18 protein-coding genes are annotated in these 15448 nt (G+C 59.4%); 14 read left to right on the top strand and 4 right to left on the bottom strand.

The genetic code is table 11. The features are described 5' to 3' along the window. Positions 1-156: 156 nt before the first annotated feature. From V6N02_RS01135 to V6N02_RS01105, 7 genes are read left to right on the top strand one after another with little or no spacing between them, the layout of a single operon-like run. A complete protein-coding gene (locus tag V6N02_RS01135) occupies positions 157-846 on the top strand; it encodes a prolipoprotein diacylglyceryl transferase (RefSeq protein ID WP_371223458.1) in 690 nt (229 codons plus the stop codon). After that, positions 839-2275 carry a radical SAM protein gene (locus tag V6N02_RS01130; protein ID WP_371223456.1) on the top strand — a complete coding sequence of 479 codons (1437 nt, stop codon included), beginning with the start codon at positions 839-841 and terminating at the stop codon, positions 2273-2275. The genes V6N02_RS01135 and V6N02_RS01130 overlap by 8 nt, the downstream gene beginning before the upstream one ends. Beyond that, positions 2272-2490 carry a hypothetical protein gene (locus V6N02_RS01125; RefSeq protein WP_371223454.1) on the top strand — a complete coding sequence of 73 codons (219 nt, stop codon included), beginning with the start codon at positions 2272-2274 and terminating at the stop codon, positions 2488-2490. The genes V6N02_RS01130 and V6N02_RS01125 overlap by 4 nt, the downstream gene beginning before the upstream one ends. After that, the gene (locus V6N02_RS01120) at positions 2487-2675 is read left to right on the top strand and encodes a hypothetical protein (protein ID WP_371223452.1); all 189 of its coding nucleotides are present in this window, start codon (positions 2487-2489) and stop codon (positions 2673-2675) included. Before V6N02_RS01125 ends, V6N02_RS01120 begins: the two co-directional genes overlap by 4 nt. Before the next feature lie 50 nt (positions 2676-2725). Continuing rightward, positions 2726-3676, top strand: a complete 951-nt coding sequence (locus V6N02_RS01115) for a bifunctional riboflavin kinase/FAD synthetase (protein WP_371223450.1) — start codon at positions 2726-2728, stop codon at positions 3674-3676. Further along, positions 3661-4131: a YcgN family cysteine cluster protein gene (locus V6N02_RS01110; protein WP_371223448.1), complete on the top strand. Its 471-nt coding sequence runs from the start codon at positions 3661-3663 to the stop codon at positions 4129-4131. Before V6N02_RS01115 ends, V6N02_RS01110 begins: the two co-directional genes overlap by 16 nt. Then, the gene (locus tag V6N02_RS01105) at positions 4131-5174 is read left to right on the top strand and encodes a threonine aldolase family protein (protein WP_371223446.1); all 1044 of its coding nucleotides are present in this window, start codon (positions 4131-4133) and stop codon (positions 5172-5174) included. Before V6N02_RS01110 ends, V6N02_RS01105 begins: the two co-directional genes overlap by 1 nt. 8 nt (positions 5175-5182) lie before the next feature. On the opposite strand, the gene V6N02_RS01100 is transcribed toward V6N02_RS01105, so the two are convergent. After that, positions 5183-5995 (bottom strand): alpha/beta fold hydrolase, encoded by an 813-nt coding sequence (locus V6N02_RS01100; protein ID WP_371223444.1) that lies wholly within the window; start codon positions 5993-5995, stop codon positions 5183-5185. Between the two features lie 3 nt (positions 5996-5998). Beyond that, a complete protein-coding gene (locus V6N02_RS01095) occupies positions 5999-6598 on the bottom strand; it encodes a 2-hydroxychromene-2-carboxylate isomerase (protein ID WP_371223442.1) in 600 nt (199 codons plus the stop codon). Between the two features lie 107 nt (positions 6599-6705). Between V6N02_RS01095 and V6N02_RS01090 the strand changes: the two genes are divergently transcribed. The 6 genes from V6N02_RS01090 (at position 6706) to V6N02_RS01065 (ending at position 12512) form a co-directional block, all read left to right on the top strand. Further along, on the top strand, positions 6706-7722 hold the full coding sequence (locus V6N02_RS01090; RefSeq protein ID WP_371223440.1) for a ribose-phosphate pyrophosphokinase: 1017 nt from the start codon (positions 6706-6708) through the stop codon (positions 7720-7722). 427 nt (positions 7723-8149) lie between these two features. Then, positions 8150-9157: an ABC transporter permease gene (locus tag V6N02_RS01085; protein WP_371223438.1), complete on the top strand. Its 1008-nt coding sequence runs from the start codon at positions 8150-8152 to the stop codon at positions 9155-9157. Next, the gene (locus V6N02_RS01080) at positions 9150-10043 is read left to right on the top strand and encodes an ABC transporter permease (protein ID WP_371223436.1); all 894 of its coding nucleotides are present in this window, start codon (positions 9150-9152) and stop codon (positions 10041-10043) included. Before V6N02_RS01085 ends, V6N02_RS01080 begins: the two co-directional genes overlap by 8 nt. A gap of 207 nt (positions 10044-10250) precedes the next feature. Further along, positions 10251-11294 carry a YeeE/YedE family protein gene (locus V6N02_RS01075; protein WP_371223434.1) on the top strand — a complete coding sequence of 348 codons (1044 nt, stop codon included), beginning with the start codon at positions 10251-10253 and terminating at the stop codon, positions 11292-11294. A gap of 76 nt (positions 11295-11370) precedes the next feature. After that, positions 11371-11763, top strand: coding sequence for a DUF4177 domain-containing protein (locus V6N02_RS01070; protein ID WP_371223432.1), 393 nt, complete (start codon positions 11371-11373; stop codon positions 11761-11763). Positions 11764-11888: 125 nt separating this feature from the next. Then, positions 11889-12512 carry a J domain-containing protein gene (locus V6N02_RS01065; protein ID WP_371223430.1) on the top strand — a complete coding sequence of 208 codons (624 nt, stop codon included), beginning with the start codon at positions 11889-11891 and terminating at the stop codon, positions 12510-12512. Between the two features lie 4 nt (positions 12513-12516). Here the strand turns inward: V6N02_RS01065 and V6N02_RS01060 are convergent, their stop codons facing one another. Further along, entirely contained in the window at positions 12517-13476 is a 960-nt protein-coding gene (locus tag V6N02_RS01060) for an NAD(P)H-binding protein (RefSeq protein WP_371223428.1), read from the bottom strand. 41 nt (positions 13477-13517) lie between these two features. Further along, entirely contained in the window at positions 13518-13997 is a 480-nt protein-coding gene (msrB, locus tag V6N02_RS01055) for a peptide-methionine (R)-S-oxide reductase MsrB (protein WP_371223426.1), read from the bottom strand. Positions 13998-14215: 218 nt separating this feature from the next. Between msrB and cobS the strand changes: the two genes are divergently transcribed. Further along, positions 14216-15202 (top strand): cobaltochelatase subunit CobS, encoded by a 987-nt coding sequence (gene cobS, locus V6N02_RS01050; protein WP_371223423.1) that lies wholly within the window; start codon positions 14216-14218, stop codon positions 15200-15202. Positions 15203-15448: the final 246 nt, after the last annotated feature.

The following is a 15448-nucleotide window of genomic DNA, read 5'->3' as shown; positions in this document are numbered from 1 at the left end:
CGATCCAGAATGCCTGCCCAACGGCCGTTCCGTCAATATCACGCTACCAGCCGTGCCAAACCGGCAGGAAGCAGCGCATCAAGGAAATCGGCAAGCACCTTTCTGATTGGCGCACACGCGCTTGCGGCCCCCGCGGTCTCGTTCTACCCCTGCCATATGACTGTTCATCTGGTCTTTGACCTCATCGCGGCCACCTGTGCTTCGGCCCTGACTTTCGCTGTCTATTTCTGGCGCTTGAGGGCAGTGGCCGAGGATCGTCTGGCCTCTGCCGGACCGGGCTATGCCTTTGCGGCGCTGCTGGGTGCGGCGATCGGGGCCTATGGGTTGGGCACAGCCAATCTGTGGCTCAGTGGGATTGAGGGCGTCGGCCGCTCGATCCTTGGCAGCCTGGTGGGGGCAATTGCCGGGGTGGAGCTTTACAAGCGCGCCCACAAGATCACCGGCTCGACTGGGGTGATTTTCGTGGCCGGGTTCACCGCCACCATCGTGATCGGGCGGCTGGGCTGTTTCTTTGCCGGGCTGGACGATCACACCTTTGGCACGCCCACAGACCTGCCTTGGGGTGTGGACTTTGGAGATGGCATCGCGCGCCACCCGGTGCAGCTTTATGAAAGCGGGATCATGGCCGCGTTTCTGGTGATCGCGCTGATCCTGCTGGCGCGACGGTCACCATGGTTTCTAACCAACGGGTTTTACCTGATGTGCGCCACTTATGGCGTGCAGCGGTTTGGGCTGGAATTTCTCAAACCCTACGCCACGGTTCTGGGGCCGCTCAACATCTTTCATGTCGCATGTCTGGGACTGATCTTTTATGCTGTGAAAATGATAAGGCGACCCAATGTTTGAACGTAAAATTGCCCCCTATGTTTTTCACGGCCAGACGGAATCCTTGTGTGAAACCTGCCTTGCCCCGGTCCCGGCCAAGATCATTTTCGATGAAGGATGCGTCTTTTACCTCAAACGATGCCCCACGCACGGAGTGCAGAAGTCACTTATCTCGACAGATATTACCTATTATAAACAATGTCTTGACTGGTTAAAGCCTGCCGACCGCCCCCAGCAAGTGCAAACCCGGACCGAGCTGGGCTGTCCGTTTGACTGCGGATTATGCCCGGATCACGAACAGCACAGCTGCCTAGCCCTGATCGAGGTGAACGAGCATTGCAACCTGACCTGCCCGGTCTGTTTTGCCTCGTCCTCACCAACGCACACCACAACCCGCTCGCTCGACGAGATTGAGACGATGCTGGACCTGCTTGTCGAGAGCGAGGGTGAGCCGGACCTGGTGCAGATTTCGGGTGGCGAGCCGACATTGCACCCCCAGATCCTTGAAATTCTGCATCTTGCGCGCGCCAAACCGATCCGACACCTGATGTTGAACACCAACGGGTTGCGCATCGCCCGGGACCCTGATTTCGCGGCCGAGTTGGCAAAGCTCAAACCCGGTTTCGAGGTCTACCTGCAATTCGACAGCCTTCGCGCCGAGGTGCACAAGGCGCTGCGCGGTGCCGATCTGACCCGCATCCGCCAGCAGGCCCTGGAAAACCTGAACGCGCATGACATTTCGACCACATTGGTGGCCACGATCCGCAAAGGCCTGAATGATGATGAGGTGGGCGATATCATCGAACACGCCCTGCAATGGCCCTGCGTGCGTGGCGTGACCTTCCAACCCATTCAGGATGCCGGGCGAAACGAAGGTTTTAATCCCAACACGGACCGCATCACCCTTTCCGATATCCGCCGGGCGGTGATTGAGGCACCCAATGGGTTTGAGGCCGAAGATATGATCCCCCTGCCCTGTAACCCTGAAAGCATCTGCGTGGGCTATGCACTGCGCCGGGGCACACAAATCGCACCGATCACAGGGTTGTTGCCGCGTGAGGTTCTTATCGAGGCGCTACCCAATACGGTGACCTTTGAGAAATACCCCGATTTGCAGGCACGTATTGCCGATTTCTTTTCGCTGACCACGACGGACGAAAACGCCAAAGATCGTTATGAGGCGCTGTTTTGTTGCCTGCCGGTTCTGCCAGCGCCCCCAACCATGGGCTATGGCGATCTATTCCGGGTCGCAATTTCGGAATTTCTCGATCCACATAATTTCTGCGTCTCGCGTGTCAAACGCTCCTGCGTGCATTTCGTCACGCATGATCAGGGCATCATCCCGTTTGATACCTATAACCTGTTTTACCGCGACGAAGACGCCCGCGCACGCCGCAAACAGTCCTTGGTTCAGCGCGCGCTGCACGCAACAAGAGGGATCGCATCATGAACGTCCTGCAAATCATCGGGCTCGCTATCTTCGGTGCCATTGGCCTGTTCACCGGAGGTTGCGCATTGCTGTTCTTCATAGGCAGCGAAGGGACCGGCGGCGGATTTCTTGAAGTTCAGCTGATGGGGTTTGGAATCGCGGCTGTCTGCGGATTGGTGGTGTATGCCATTCTGAAATCGCGCAGCCGTAGTGGCCCTGATGATGCGGATCAATGAAAATCCTGGCCATCTCCATACTCGGGGCCATCGGGCTGTTTACGGGCGGATGTTCCTTCGTATTCCTGGTGCCTGGGCGCACCTATGTGCCGGAATTGCAAATCCCCGGCTTTCTCATTGCCGCCTTGTGCGGTTGGGCGGTCTACGCGCTGGCCAAATCCATACAGAACCCACCCGCTGAATAACCCGGCTATGGTGCTTGCACCCTGCCCCGCTTGGCGCTACCCCTGCGCCCATGCGGATCATCCGGGACTATACCTTTCTTGAACCTGTCGACCGAGGAGCCAGCGTGGCCATCGGGAATTTCGACGGTGTGCATCTGGGCCATCGCTCGGTCATTGATCTGGCCCGTCACGAAGGCGAGGCGATTGGCGCGCCCTTGGGCATCCTGACATTCGAGCCGCATCCGCGCGAGTATTTCGCGCCTGACGCGCCGCCGTTTCGCCTGATGGGCTCCGAAGCGCGCGCAAACCGGTTGGAAAAGCTGGGCATCGAGAAACTCTACGAATTGAATTTTAACGCTGCGATGTCGGCGCTGACCCCGGAAGAGTTTGCCCGTAACGTGATCAGCGAAGGATTGGGTCTGCGCCACGTGGTTGTGGGGGCCGATTTCTGCTTTGGTCAGGGGCGTGCGGGCAATGCGCAGATGCTGGCCGAGTTTGGCAAACAGATGGGGTTTGGCGTGACCATCGCCGAGTTGTTGGAAGGCGAGGTTGGCGAGGTGTCTTCGACAGCGATCCGCACCGCACTGACCGAGGGCCGACCCCGCGATGCCGCCGCGATGCTGGGGCATTGGCACCGGATCGAAGGCGAAGTGGTGGGCGGCGAACAACGCGGGCGCGAGTTGGGATATCCCACCGCCAATATGTCGATCGAAGGCCTGCACCCGCCAAAATTCGGCGTCTATGCGGTGATGGTTGACGTGTTGGCCGGACCACATAAGGGCCATTACCACGGAGCGGCCTCCTTGGGGGTGCGTCCGATGTTCAACGGCGAGAAACCCAATCTGGAGACCTTCCTGTTTGATTTCTCCGGCGATCTTTATGGCGCGCATTTGTCTGTCGCGCTGGCCGAGTATTTGCGCCCCGAAGAAACCTTCGACAGCCTTGAAGCCTTCATCGCCCAGATGGATGCCGATTGCGCCCGTGCGCGCGAGATTCTGGTGGCTGAATGGCCGATCCCATAGCCCGCGCAGGCCTGCGCCCCAAATTCTGGGAAACCACGCCGCTGGATCGTATGACCCGGGACGAGTGGGAGGCGCTATGCGACGGCTGCGGCAAATGCTGCATGAACAAGCTGGAAGACGAAGACACCCAGGAAGTGGCACTGACCCGCGTCGCCTGCCGGTTGTTTGACGATACCACCTGTCGCTGTGCGCAATACGACATCCGCCACCAATTCGTGCCCGAATGCATCGTGCTGAAACCCAAGACACTGGATCAGAACCTCTATTGGATGCCCGACACCTGCGCTTACAAACTGCTGCATCAGGGCAAACCGCTTTATGACTGGCACCCGCTGATTTCAGGCACACCCGACAGCGTGCATGAGGCAGGCGTGTCGATGCAGAGCCGTACCTTGCCTGAGTTCGAGGTGGATGAAGACGATTGGGAAGACCACATCATCGAGGAGCCCCAGTGATGCATTTCTATTCTGACAATTGTGGCCCTGCCCATCCTGCGGTGATGGAGGCGGTGAACGCGGCCAATACAGGGTATCAGACCTCGTATGGCACCGACACGATTATGGACGAAGTCCGCACGCAGATCCGCGACCTGTTCGAGACACCCGAGGCGGCAGTTTACCTTGTCGCCACGGGCACCGCAGCCAATGTTCTGGGCCTTGCCACACTGACGAGCCCGTTTCAGACCATCTTTTGCACACCACATGCGCATATCGAGGTGGATGAATGCAATGGCCCCGAGTTTTTCACCGGAGGTGCCAAGCTGACCCTCGTTGGCAAGGACGACAAGATCACACCCGAAGCATTGGAAGCCGCCATTGCCAAATGGCCCAAGGGTGATGTCCATGCCGCGCAACACGGCCCCGTATGCCTGACGCAGGTCACCGAGCGCGGTCAGATTTACTCGGTCGATGAAATCACGGCGCTGACATCCGTGGCAAAGGCCCATGGCTTGCCCACGTTCCTCGATGGCGCACGCTTTGCCAATGCGATTGCCGCCCTGGGATGCAGCCCGGCCGAAATGACATGGAAGGCCGGCATCGACGCGCTGTCCATGGGCGGAAGCAAGAACGGCTGTCTCGGCGTTGAGGCCGTGATCTTTTTCGATCCCCAACATGCCTGGGAGTTTGAGCTGCGCCGCAAGCGAGGCGCGCATCTGTTTTCCAAACATCGGTACCTTTCAGCCCAGATGCAGGCCTATCTAAGCGATGACCTGTGGCTGTCGCTGGCCCGGAAATCCAATGCGGCGGGCGGGCGGCTTGCTGCGGGATTGCGCGAAATTCCCGGGTGCCACCTGACCCATAAAGCTCAGGCCAACATGATCTTCGCCACCCTGCCCCGCGCCACTCATCAACGCCTGCATGCGGCGGGGGCGGTCTATGGCATGTTCGAGGGCCCGCTTGAAAAGGGCGATCCGGACGAACCATTGCTTTGCCGTCTGGTCTGCGACTGGTCGGTCAGTGACGCGCAGATTGACACTTTCCTTGCCGCTGCGATGTAGGCCGGGGTTCACCCCGGCACCCGTGACAAAAATCGCAACACTTCCCGTGCCACCTGATCTGCATGGGTGATCGGCACCATATGCTGCGCCCCTGCAATCACAACACGCTCGCCTTGCGCCAGCCGCCTGGCAAGGCCTGCCTGGATCGCCCCGATCACAGGTGGTGAGTCACTTCCTTCCAGCAAAAGCACCGGCATATCAACAGGATCCAGACCGCCCTGTTCCAACATACCCGTAGGGTCGTCATGCAGCGCCCCGCCTGCCGCCACGATCAGGTCCATCTGTTTGGCCAGATCATCCTGCACCGTTTCGGGCAAGTCCTCCCATGCAGGGCCAGTGCCCCACATCATGGTGAAGGCCCGGGCGGCCCCGTGTTTGTCTCCAGCCTTCCACGCTGCAGCAAACTCAGCAAACTTATGTTCATGCGCCGCCCAGATCGCGGGTTGATCCCGCATGGCAACAGCGAAGAACACCGGCTCGATCAACACCAGCGAACGCACCAGATCAGGCCGTTCGCGCGCCAGCCGCAAAGCGACAGTCGCGCCAAAGGAATGGCCAATCACGTCGCGTGGCCCGTCGCAGAAAGCCGCCGCGATATTGACCGTTACCCCCTGGATTTCACCCCGATCGTCCCAAGCCGCGCTACGCCCATGACCCGGCATGTCAAACGCGGTCATCGTGAGCGCACCTGATAAATGCCGCGCCAGCCCGCCCCAACTGCCAGAATGGGCTAGCGAGCAATGGATCATCAATGCCTCGCGCGGCCCCTGCCCGAAAGTGGTCCAGTAGGTGGGAAACCCTGCCTTATCGCCCCGTGGCATGAATTACAGTTTGCCCGCCAGATGCAGATCCAGATCTTCGATCCGGTCCTGCCCCCAGAAATGCTGATCGGTATCGGTGACATAGGTCGGCGCGCCGAACACATTGTCCGACACGGCGTCTTCCAGATTCCGGGCATAGGTCTCGGCCCCGGCCAGCAAACCGCTATCGGCCAGGGCCGGATCAAACCCAGCGGCCTCAAGACAGGCCTTGATCACGTCATCTTCGGCGATATTGCGTTCTTCGGCCCAGACCGCGCGCAGAAAGGAATGCACAAGCCCCCCCAGATCACCGCCACCCGCGTTTTGCGCGGCGATAATGGCATAGGAGGAAGGCGCCGTATTGGTGGGCCAATGGGCAGGTTTGACATTGAAGGGCATGCCCAATTTACGCGCCTGGCGTGGCATTTCCTCTAGCCGCCAGGCCTGCCGCGAGGGGTGGCGATCCTTTGGCGGGGTGCCACCCGTGCGCGCAAACAAACCCATGATATCGAGGGGTTTGTAGGTGATGCTCGCCCCATGCTTGTGGGCCACCTCCTCCATTCGGGTGCCTGCCAGATAGGAATAGGGGGACATGGTCGAGAAATAATAGTTAATATGGGCCATTTTCGCGCCTTTCAGGGTTCGCATCGCTTTGCCCGACCGTAGCCGCGTGTTAATCGGGGTTCAACGTCACGATTCTGTCATATCGAGCACCCCGGGGACCCTGCCACATGCCAATCACGTCCGAGCCGAAACTGATTTCCGGCAATGCCAACCTGCCACTCGCCAAAGCCACAGCACGACGCATGTCGATGCATCGGGGGGTGAATGTCGATCTGGTAGATGCCCGCGTCGAACGCTTCAACGATCAGGAGATTTTCGTCGAGGTTTACGAGAACGTGCGCGGCGAGGATATGTTCATTATCCAGTCCACCTCGAACCCGGCCAATGACAACCTTATGGAGCTGTTGATCATGGCCGACGCGCTGCGCCGGTCCTCGGCGCGCCGCATCACCGCTGTCATTCCTTACTTCGGCTATGCCCGGCAGGATCGCCGCTCACGCGCGCGCACGCCGATCTCGGCCAAGCTGGTCGCCAACATGATCGTCGAGGCGGGCATTGAGCGGGTTCTGACCATGGATCTGCACGCCGCACAAATTCAGGGCTTTTTCGATATCCCGGTGGACAACCTTTATGCCTCGCCGGTGTTTGCGCTGGATATCATGTCGCAATTCAAAGGGCAGATGGATGATATCCTGGTGATCTCGCCCGATGTGGGCGGCGTGGCGCGCGCGCGCGAACTGGCCAAGCGGATTAATGCCCCGCTGGCGATCGTGGACAAACGCCGCGAGAAGGCCGGCGAAGTGGCAGAGATGATCGTCATCGGCGACGTCACCGGCAAGAAATGCCTTATCGTGGATGACATGGTCGATACCGCCGGAACGCTGTGCAAGGCAGCCGAGGTGCTGATGGAAAACGGCGCATCCGAGGTGCATGCCTATATCACTCACGGCGTAATGTCTGGCCCCGCCGTGGACCGGGTGACCAAATCAGTGATGAAATCGCTGGTTCTGACCGACACGATTGCCGCCAGCGACACGGTCAAAGGTGCGCCAAACATCCGCGTACTGCCCACCGCACCGATTTTTGCCCAGGCGATCCTGAACATCTGGAGCGGGACGTCGGTGTCATCCCTGTTTGACACCGAAACGCTTGAGCCGATTTATGAAGGACTGTTCAACCGCTGAGGTGACGAGATACTGCTTTGAGCCCTTTGCGGTCATCCCCCCGCGCGGAATCAAGGCCGCAGGCCGCCGCGCGATCGCCAGACCGCCCGCAAGGGCTGGCGATTTGGTGAGGAAGGCGCATCGTTTTGATCTATTGCGGATTTGGCAGGCATAAAGCGTGTCAAATAAACGTTTGATCGCCATCCCGCGGTCTGGCCATCGCGCGGCTGGTCCGAATGTCCGCTTCGTCCCGCAAAGCGGTCGATTGACAAGACGGCATGAAATCTCCGCTCTGGGGCAGGTTTGCGACGGAACTGTGTGGTGGATAAGGGCACTTTGATGCGCAAAGGCAGGACGCCCGGTCACGTCGGTACCGAGTCTACATTTCGCAGGTTTCGCCAAATTCTGTGATTCAGGTTTTCCGCGAAACGCTCTAAGATCGCCCGAGATGCTGACTTACACTCTCCGGCGGCTGATATTGGCCATCCCCACGCTGCTCTTTATCGCGCTGGTGATTTTTTTGCTGTTGGAACTTGCCCCGGGCGATCCGACCGCGCAGGTGCCCCTGACGGTCCCGCCTGAGGTGAAAGAGCAGATGCGCATCGCCCTCGGTCTGGATCAGCCCAGCCATATCCGTTTTGGCAAATGGCTCTGGCAGATGTTCGCAGTCGAGCCGATGGTATGGTGGGATGCCACGTTTGGCACCACGCTGGCCACCGACACGCCCCGCGTGATCAGCTGGCAAACCCGCTCACCCGTCATGGACATCGTGGTGCAGCGTCTGCCCCAAACCCTGTGGGTGGTGGGTATGGCCTATGTCGTCGGCGTCATGATCGCCCTGCCCATTGGCATCTACTCGGCCTACCGGCAATACTCGGTGTTTGATCAGGTCGGCACATTCGTGACCATGGTGGGGTATTCCATCCCTCCGTTCTTTTCCGGCGTCTTGCTCATCGTGATCTTCTCGGTTGGACTGGGCTGGTTCCCGTCCGTCTATGACACGACGCACCGGGTTGTGGACTGGGACAGTTTCGTCGTGCAGCTCAACCAAATGGTGTTGCCGGTGATGGTTCTGTCCTTGCAGGTCACCTCGCAGATCAGCCGTTATATGCGATCGGCCATGCTGGACAATCTCACACAGGATTACGTGCGCACTGCCCGCGCCAAGGGCCTGCGCGAAAACACCGTGGTGGGCGTGCATGTGCTGCGCAATTCGATGATCCCGGTCGTGACCGTAATTGCCCTTGGCGTGCCGCAAGTCTTTGGCGGGGCGATCATCACCGAGGTGATTTTCAAGGTGAACGGGCTGGGCCAGCTTCTGATCACCGCGATACAGGCCAATGACCTGCCGATGGTGCACACTGTCACCTTCATGCTGGCTGTGCTGATCGTGCTGTTCAACATACTGGCTGACATCCTCTATGGCCTGCTTGATCCGAGAATCCGATATGAGTGAGCTGCGCCCCCACAGCCCCTCCCGCGATGTCTGGGACCAATTTCGCCGCCACCGGGGCGCGTTGGCGGGTGGTGTAATCTTCATGATCCTCGTCATCGCCGTTGTCTTGGGTCCACTGATCTGGCGGATCGATCCGGCCCTCATCGACATCCTCGCACGTAACCGGGGGCCATCTTTCGCGCATCCTTTCGGAACCGATCAACTGGGGCGCGACATGCTGGCACGCATGCTCGCAGGCGGACAGGTCTCGATGGCCGTCGGGCTGACAGCCATGGCGCTGTCCATCGCGTTGGGCGCGCTGGTAGGTGTCACGGCGGGCATGGTCCGCTGGCTGGACGGGCCTTTGATGCGCCTGACCGATCTGTTTTTGTGCCTGCCTTTGTTGCCTCTTCTGCTGGTGATGGTGATGCTGTTTCGCGAAGTGCTCAGCACGCAGTTTGGTACCGAAACCGGTATCTTCCTCCTGATCGTCATCGCCATCGGCATCACCAGCTGGATGCCCACCGCCCGGATTGTACGTGGCGATGTTCTGGCCCTAAAAGAACGCGAATTCGTGCTGGCGGCACGCTCGGTCGGGACCAAAGGACTGAAGATGGTCACGCGTCACATTCTGCCCAACGTGCTGTCGCCTATCATGGTCTCAGCCAGCCTTGGGATTGCCAACGCGATCATCACCGAAAGCGCGCTCAGCTTTCTGGGTCTCGGCTTCCCACCTGACTTCCCCACTTGGGGGCGCCTTCTGGCGGATGCGACCGTGTACATCACCGACTATCCCGAGCGTGTGATCTGGCCCGGGGCGGCGATTTCGCTAACCGTTCTGGCAGTGACTTACATGGGCGACGGGTTGCGTGATGCGCTTGACCCGAGAGTACGGCGCGTCAAATAAGGACCGACTTCAGCCCCCAGCAAACTTCCCAGTGTCGCTGATCCGCGCAGCTCCACAAATGCGAGATGTTTTTCCGCACAGGCCAGCAAGATTAGAAAAACGTTCCTCGTGGCGCCTCACATTCACGAAATGCAATGCTTGAATGCAATGGAATTTCACGTCATTTGGAATGAAATTCCGAATTTCCTTTCACCTTAAGGTGCTGCCATGTTTGAATCCTTCGGTTTTGAGACCCTCACCGCACCCCAAGCCGCTGTGCTGTTTGGCCTCGGCCTTGGCGCGGTGTTCGGTGCGCTGGCCCAGATTACCCGCTTTTGTCTGCGCCGCGCATTGGTGGGCGAAGATCGCCGCGCGGCGGCCGGTGTTTGGCTGACGGCGCTGGCTGTCGCGATCCTTGGGACGCAGACGGCCGTCGCGCAAGGCTGGATCAGCTTTGCCGATCACCGCTTCATGACCGCCGATATCCCGGTTCTGGCGATTGTTATCGGCGGGTTGCTGTTTGGCGCAGGCATGGTTCTGACGCGCGGATGCGTCTCGCGCCTGACAGTGCTGACCGGGTCGGGCAACCTGCGCGCCCTTCTGGTGCTGCTGGTCTTTGCTGCCACCGCCCATGCTGCGCTCAAGGGCGTGCTGGCCCCAGTGCGCACAAGCCTTGGATCGGTGACCCTGCCCTTAGAAAGCGCCGCCCTGCCCGGGCACCCGATGATCTGGGCTGGATTGCTGGCAGTGGCCGCTCTGGCCTTTGCGCTGCGTTCGGGCAACCGCCCCGGGATGCTGATCCTCGCGGCAGTGATCGGCCTGCTGGTGCCACTGGGCTGGGTCGGCACTGGGTTCGTGCTGTTTGACGACTTCGACCCGATTGCAATGGAATCGCTGTCCTTCACCTCCCCCGCCTCCGAGGCATTATTCTATACCCTCGCCTCAACCGCGATCAGCCCGGGTTTTGGCAGCGCGCTGGTCGGCGGCGTGGTGATCGGCGCGTTGGTTGCCGCCTTGCTGGGTGGTCAGTTTCAATGGCAAAGCTTCGAGTCTCCGCGCCAGACAGGGCGTTACATGTCGGGCGCCGTGATGATGGGGCTGGGTGGTGTTCTTGCCGGCGGGTGCACCGTTGGGGCGGGACTGTCGGGCGTGCCCACCTTGTCGCTGGCCGCGATCCTGGCACTGGCCGCCATCGTTGCAGGCGCTTTCGCTGCAGATCGCGCCCTGCGCCCCGCTACGCGCAAAGACGTTGCCGCGGTCCCTGCCGAGTAAACCCGATTGCAATATGTACACGGCATCGATCCTGCGCTAAACCGCTTTGCGGTCAGTCAGGACAGGGTAACGTTACATGACGCAGTTTGAATACAAGGTGATCCCGGCCCCCTCCAAAGGGCGCAAAGCCCCGGGCGTCAAAGGGGCCGAGGCACGGTTTGCCCATGGCCTGGAAGAAGTGATGAACGAATTGGGGGCCGAGGGCTGGCACTATCTGCGCTCGGATCTTTTGCCGAGTGAAGAGCGTCAGGGACTGACGTCATCCCAAACCATCTATCGCAGCGTGTTGGTGTTTCAGCGCCCGCGTATCGAGCACGTTGTGGACGAAGCCGTTGACGAGGTAAAAGCCGCCCCGCAAGAGCCTGATATTGAACCTGAAACTGCGGGTCATGATGAGATCGAAATCGGTGCCAGCACACCAGAGGAGCCCGCACCCGATGTTGATCCGGTGCCGCCGCGCCTTGCCTAAGCGGCACCTGCTTTAACTGCAGCGGTTGACGACAGGCGGTTTATCCCCATCTTTTTTCGACGCAACCCCTTCTCATCTTCTGGTTTTTGCCTAAACTCTTCTCTCCGAGTCGAACAGGTGCCCCAATGTCCAAGTCTGATCCCTTTGGTTTCGATATGTCCGTGTCATCGGCCAAGAAGAAAAACCCGCGCGGTCGGCGCGGCATGTCAGGGGCGTCCGAAACCTCGACTCGTCAATGCGAACATGAGGGCTGCACCGAGCCGGGCAAGTACCGCGCACCCCGCGCGCCCGACGTGTTGGATGAGTTCCTGTGGTTCTGCAAGGATCATGTCCGCGAGTACAATCTGAAATGGAACTTCTTCAACGGCACCACCGAGGCCGAGATGAACGCCCAGATGTCCAAAGACAAGGTGTGGGAGCGCGAGACAAAATCTTTCTCGGACCCCGAGGCTCGGGCCTGGGCCCGCCTGGGCATCGAGGATGCACATCAGGTGCTGGGCGGGAATGCCACACAAAACCCCGGCAAGGGGGCGTCTTCCAAGCGAAAGTTGCCACCGACCGAACGTCGCGCGATGGAAATACTCGAGGCGGAAGATACCTGGTCCAAGGCTGAAATTCGCAAGGCTTACAAAGCATTGATCAAGGTTCTTCATCCCGACATCAACGGCGGTGACCGTAGCCAGGAAGAACAGCTCCAGCAGGTTGTCTGGGCTTGGGATCAGATCAAGCAAAGCCGGAATTTCAAGTAAGACGTCAGAAAACAGCGTGCTCTCCGAGGTCGGCACGTTCATCACCACTGAGCAGTTTCTCGTAGAAATCGAACAACGTCTCGGTGCCAAATTCCGGGGTCGCCTCGGCATTGTACTGTCCGGCCGCCTCGTCCCAGACCAGCATCGACTCGGTCGCGTAATATCGCCCGATTCGCGCAAGATCGGCCTTTGCGGCCAGTTTTGAACTCAACTTCCCGCCCAGTCCGAGTCCGGCAATGATCACATCCAGCATCGCCACGGGCACATGCCTGAACCTCGGCGTCTGTCCCAGCATCCGAAACAAGGCATGACCCTGATCCAAAGGCGTAACTGCGGGTCCCGGCCCTCCGATTGGCAGGATTCTATTATAACGCGCCGGGTCAGTAAGGCAGGAAGCCATGAACCGTCCCAGATCATCGTCACTGATCGGCTTACAAGAGGTGAGCAGGCCATCGCCAAACACAAGAAACGGCTTGCCCGCCTGTACCCGCGCCAACTGCCCCGAGAGAGATTTGAAAAATGCCGTCGGTCGCACGATGGAATAGGTCAGATCCGAACCGATCAACGCTTCTTCAAAGGCCAGCTTGGCCTGCTGGAATGCCAATTTCGGACGTTGCACGCAGATCGCTGAAAGCTGAATAAACTGAGCCACACCAGCCTCTTGAGCGGCATTCAGAATGCGCAGATGCGCATTGAGTTCAATTGCCCAGGCATCATCCGGTGCCCCGGTGCGAGATGCCAGACAGGACATAACTGCGTCCACTGGCTGGGCGAACGCAGCACGCACATCCTCCAGCGATCCTGTGACAGCCACAGCCCCGTGAGGCAACGCGCCCTCGCGCCTTGGCCGCATAAAACACGTCACATCGTACCCCGCCTCTAGCAAGGCACGCACAGCGGCCTGCCCGGCGGTGCCGGTGCCTCCGAAAACAAGAATGCGTTTTGGTCGGGATGGTACGGACATGGCCCCACTCAGACAGAGCCCGCGCGCCGCGTCAACGCCCGTCAGGCGGGCTTGAACACCAGGCTGACGCCGTTCAAGCAATGCCGCTTGCCAGATGGGGCCGGACCGTCGTTGAAAATATGTCCCAGATGGCTGCCACAGCGACTGCAATGACATTCCGTGCGCACCATCAGCAATTTGCGGTCTTTCTTGGTGCCAATCGCACCGGGTTTGGCCTGCCAGAAACTGGGCCAGCCGGTCCCGCTGTCGTATTTGTGCTCGGAAGAGTAAAGCGCCTGATCGCAACCCCGGCAATGATACATCCCCGGATCATAGACCTTATCCAGCGGGGACGAGCCGGCGCGCTCGGTCCCTTCCTCGCGCATCACGTAATACTGGGCGTCTGTCAGCATGCTGCGCCATTCGGCATCCGTGCGGGTCACTTCAAACTGATCCTTGGCAGCTTGCCCGGGGCGCGTGCCCAGACCCATCAGGGCGATGGCACCCGCTGCCGCGCCCGCCATAAATCCACGTCGCATCATCACCAAGCCTCCTTATTTACATCACTAAGATGCGCCTCGACCCACCTTCTGACAAGCGCTACGCTTGCAACATATCGTGAGGCGCTGAAAGAAAGCCGTCAGGTAATCACGTCAGGGCAATGCCCAATCCCGGCGATCTTTCCCCTTTCCCTTGCCCTTTCCCGCGATATGTTGCACGACGAACGCCGGAAAAGGCGCGCGCGAAAAGGACAAAGACCATGGCCGACGGAACGATCGATATGAATGCCAAACCCACCGAAGACATCTCGGTGCGCGAAGTGTTTGGAATCGATAGCGACATGGCCGTCAAAGGCTTTGCCGAGCGGACCGAGCGTGTGCCGGAACTGGACAGCACCTACAAGTTTGATCGCGATACCACGATGGCGATTCTGGCCGGGTTTTCCCATAACCGGCGGGTCATGATCCAAGGCTATCACGGCACCGGGAAATCAACCCATATCGAACAGGTCGCTGCTCGGCTGAACTGGCCTTGCGTACGGGTGAACCTGGACAGCCATATCAGCCGGATCGACCTGATCGGCAAGGATGCCATCAAGCTGCGCGATGGGATGCAGGTGACGGAATTCCACGAAGGCATCCTGCCCTGGGCGCTGCGCAACCCGACCGCGATCGTGTTTGACGAATATGATGCGGGTCGTGCCGATGTGATGTTCGTGATCCAGCGCGTGCTGGAAACCGACGGCAAGCTGACCCTGCTGGACCAGAACGAAGTGATCACGCCCAACCCCTATTTCCGCCTGTTTGCCACGGCCAACACCGTGGGGCTAGGCGACACCACGGGTCTCTATCACGGCACCCAGCAGATCAACCAGGGCCAGATGGACCGCTGGAGCCTTGTCGCTACGCTGAACTATCTGAGCCATGATGCGGAAACCGCGATCGTGATCGCCAAGAACCCGGTGTTCAACACCTCCGAGGGGCGCAAGACGATCAGCCAGATGGTCACCGTCGCCGATCTGTCGCGCACCGCCTTCATGAATGGCGAACTCTCCACCGTGATGAGCCCCCGCACCGTGATCGCCTGGGCGCAGAACGCTACCATCTTCCGCGATGTGGGCTATGCCTTCCGCCTGACCTTCCTCAACAAATGCGACGAGCTGGAGCGCCAGACTGTGGCCGAGTTCTATCAACGCTGCTTTGACGAGGAACTGCCCGAAAGCGCTGCGAGCGTGAGCCTGGGATAGGATCGTGAAGCAACTAATGCTATCCTTTTTCATATCTCTTAGCTACGCTTCTGCAATGGCCGAAGCTCAAGTGTTGTTACCTTGTGGCACAGACCGAGTCCGCTACTCAGAGGCAGAAAGAGTTTGGGCAAACAGCCCTGACAGCTTTGCTATATGCACCTCTATGCAGGGAGCGGGTGTAGTTTATCAGACTCTTTCCGGGAAAACGGGCGAGATCATTTCTGAATTTCCGGACGTCTGGTTCGC

Origin of the sequence: Roseovarius conchicola, from assembly GCF_041403425.1 — a bacterium.
GTDB lineage: Bacteria > Pseudomonadota > Alphaproteobacteria > Rhodobacterales > Rhodobacteraceae > Roseovarius > Roseovarius conchicola.
This window is presented reverse-complemented; position numbering and strand designations above follow the sequence as displayed.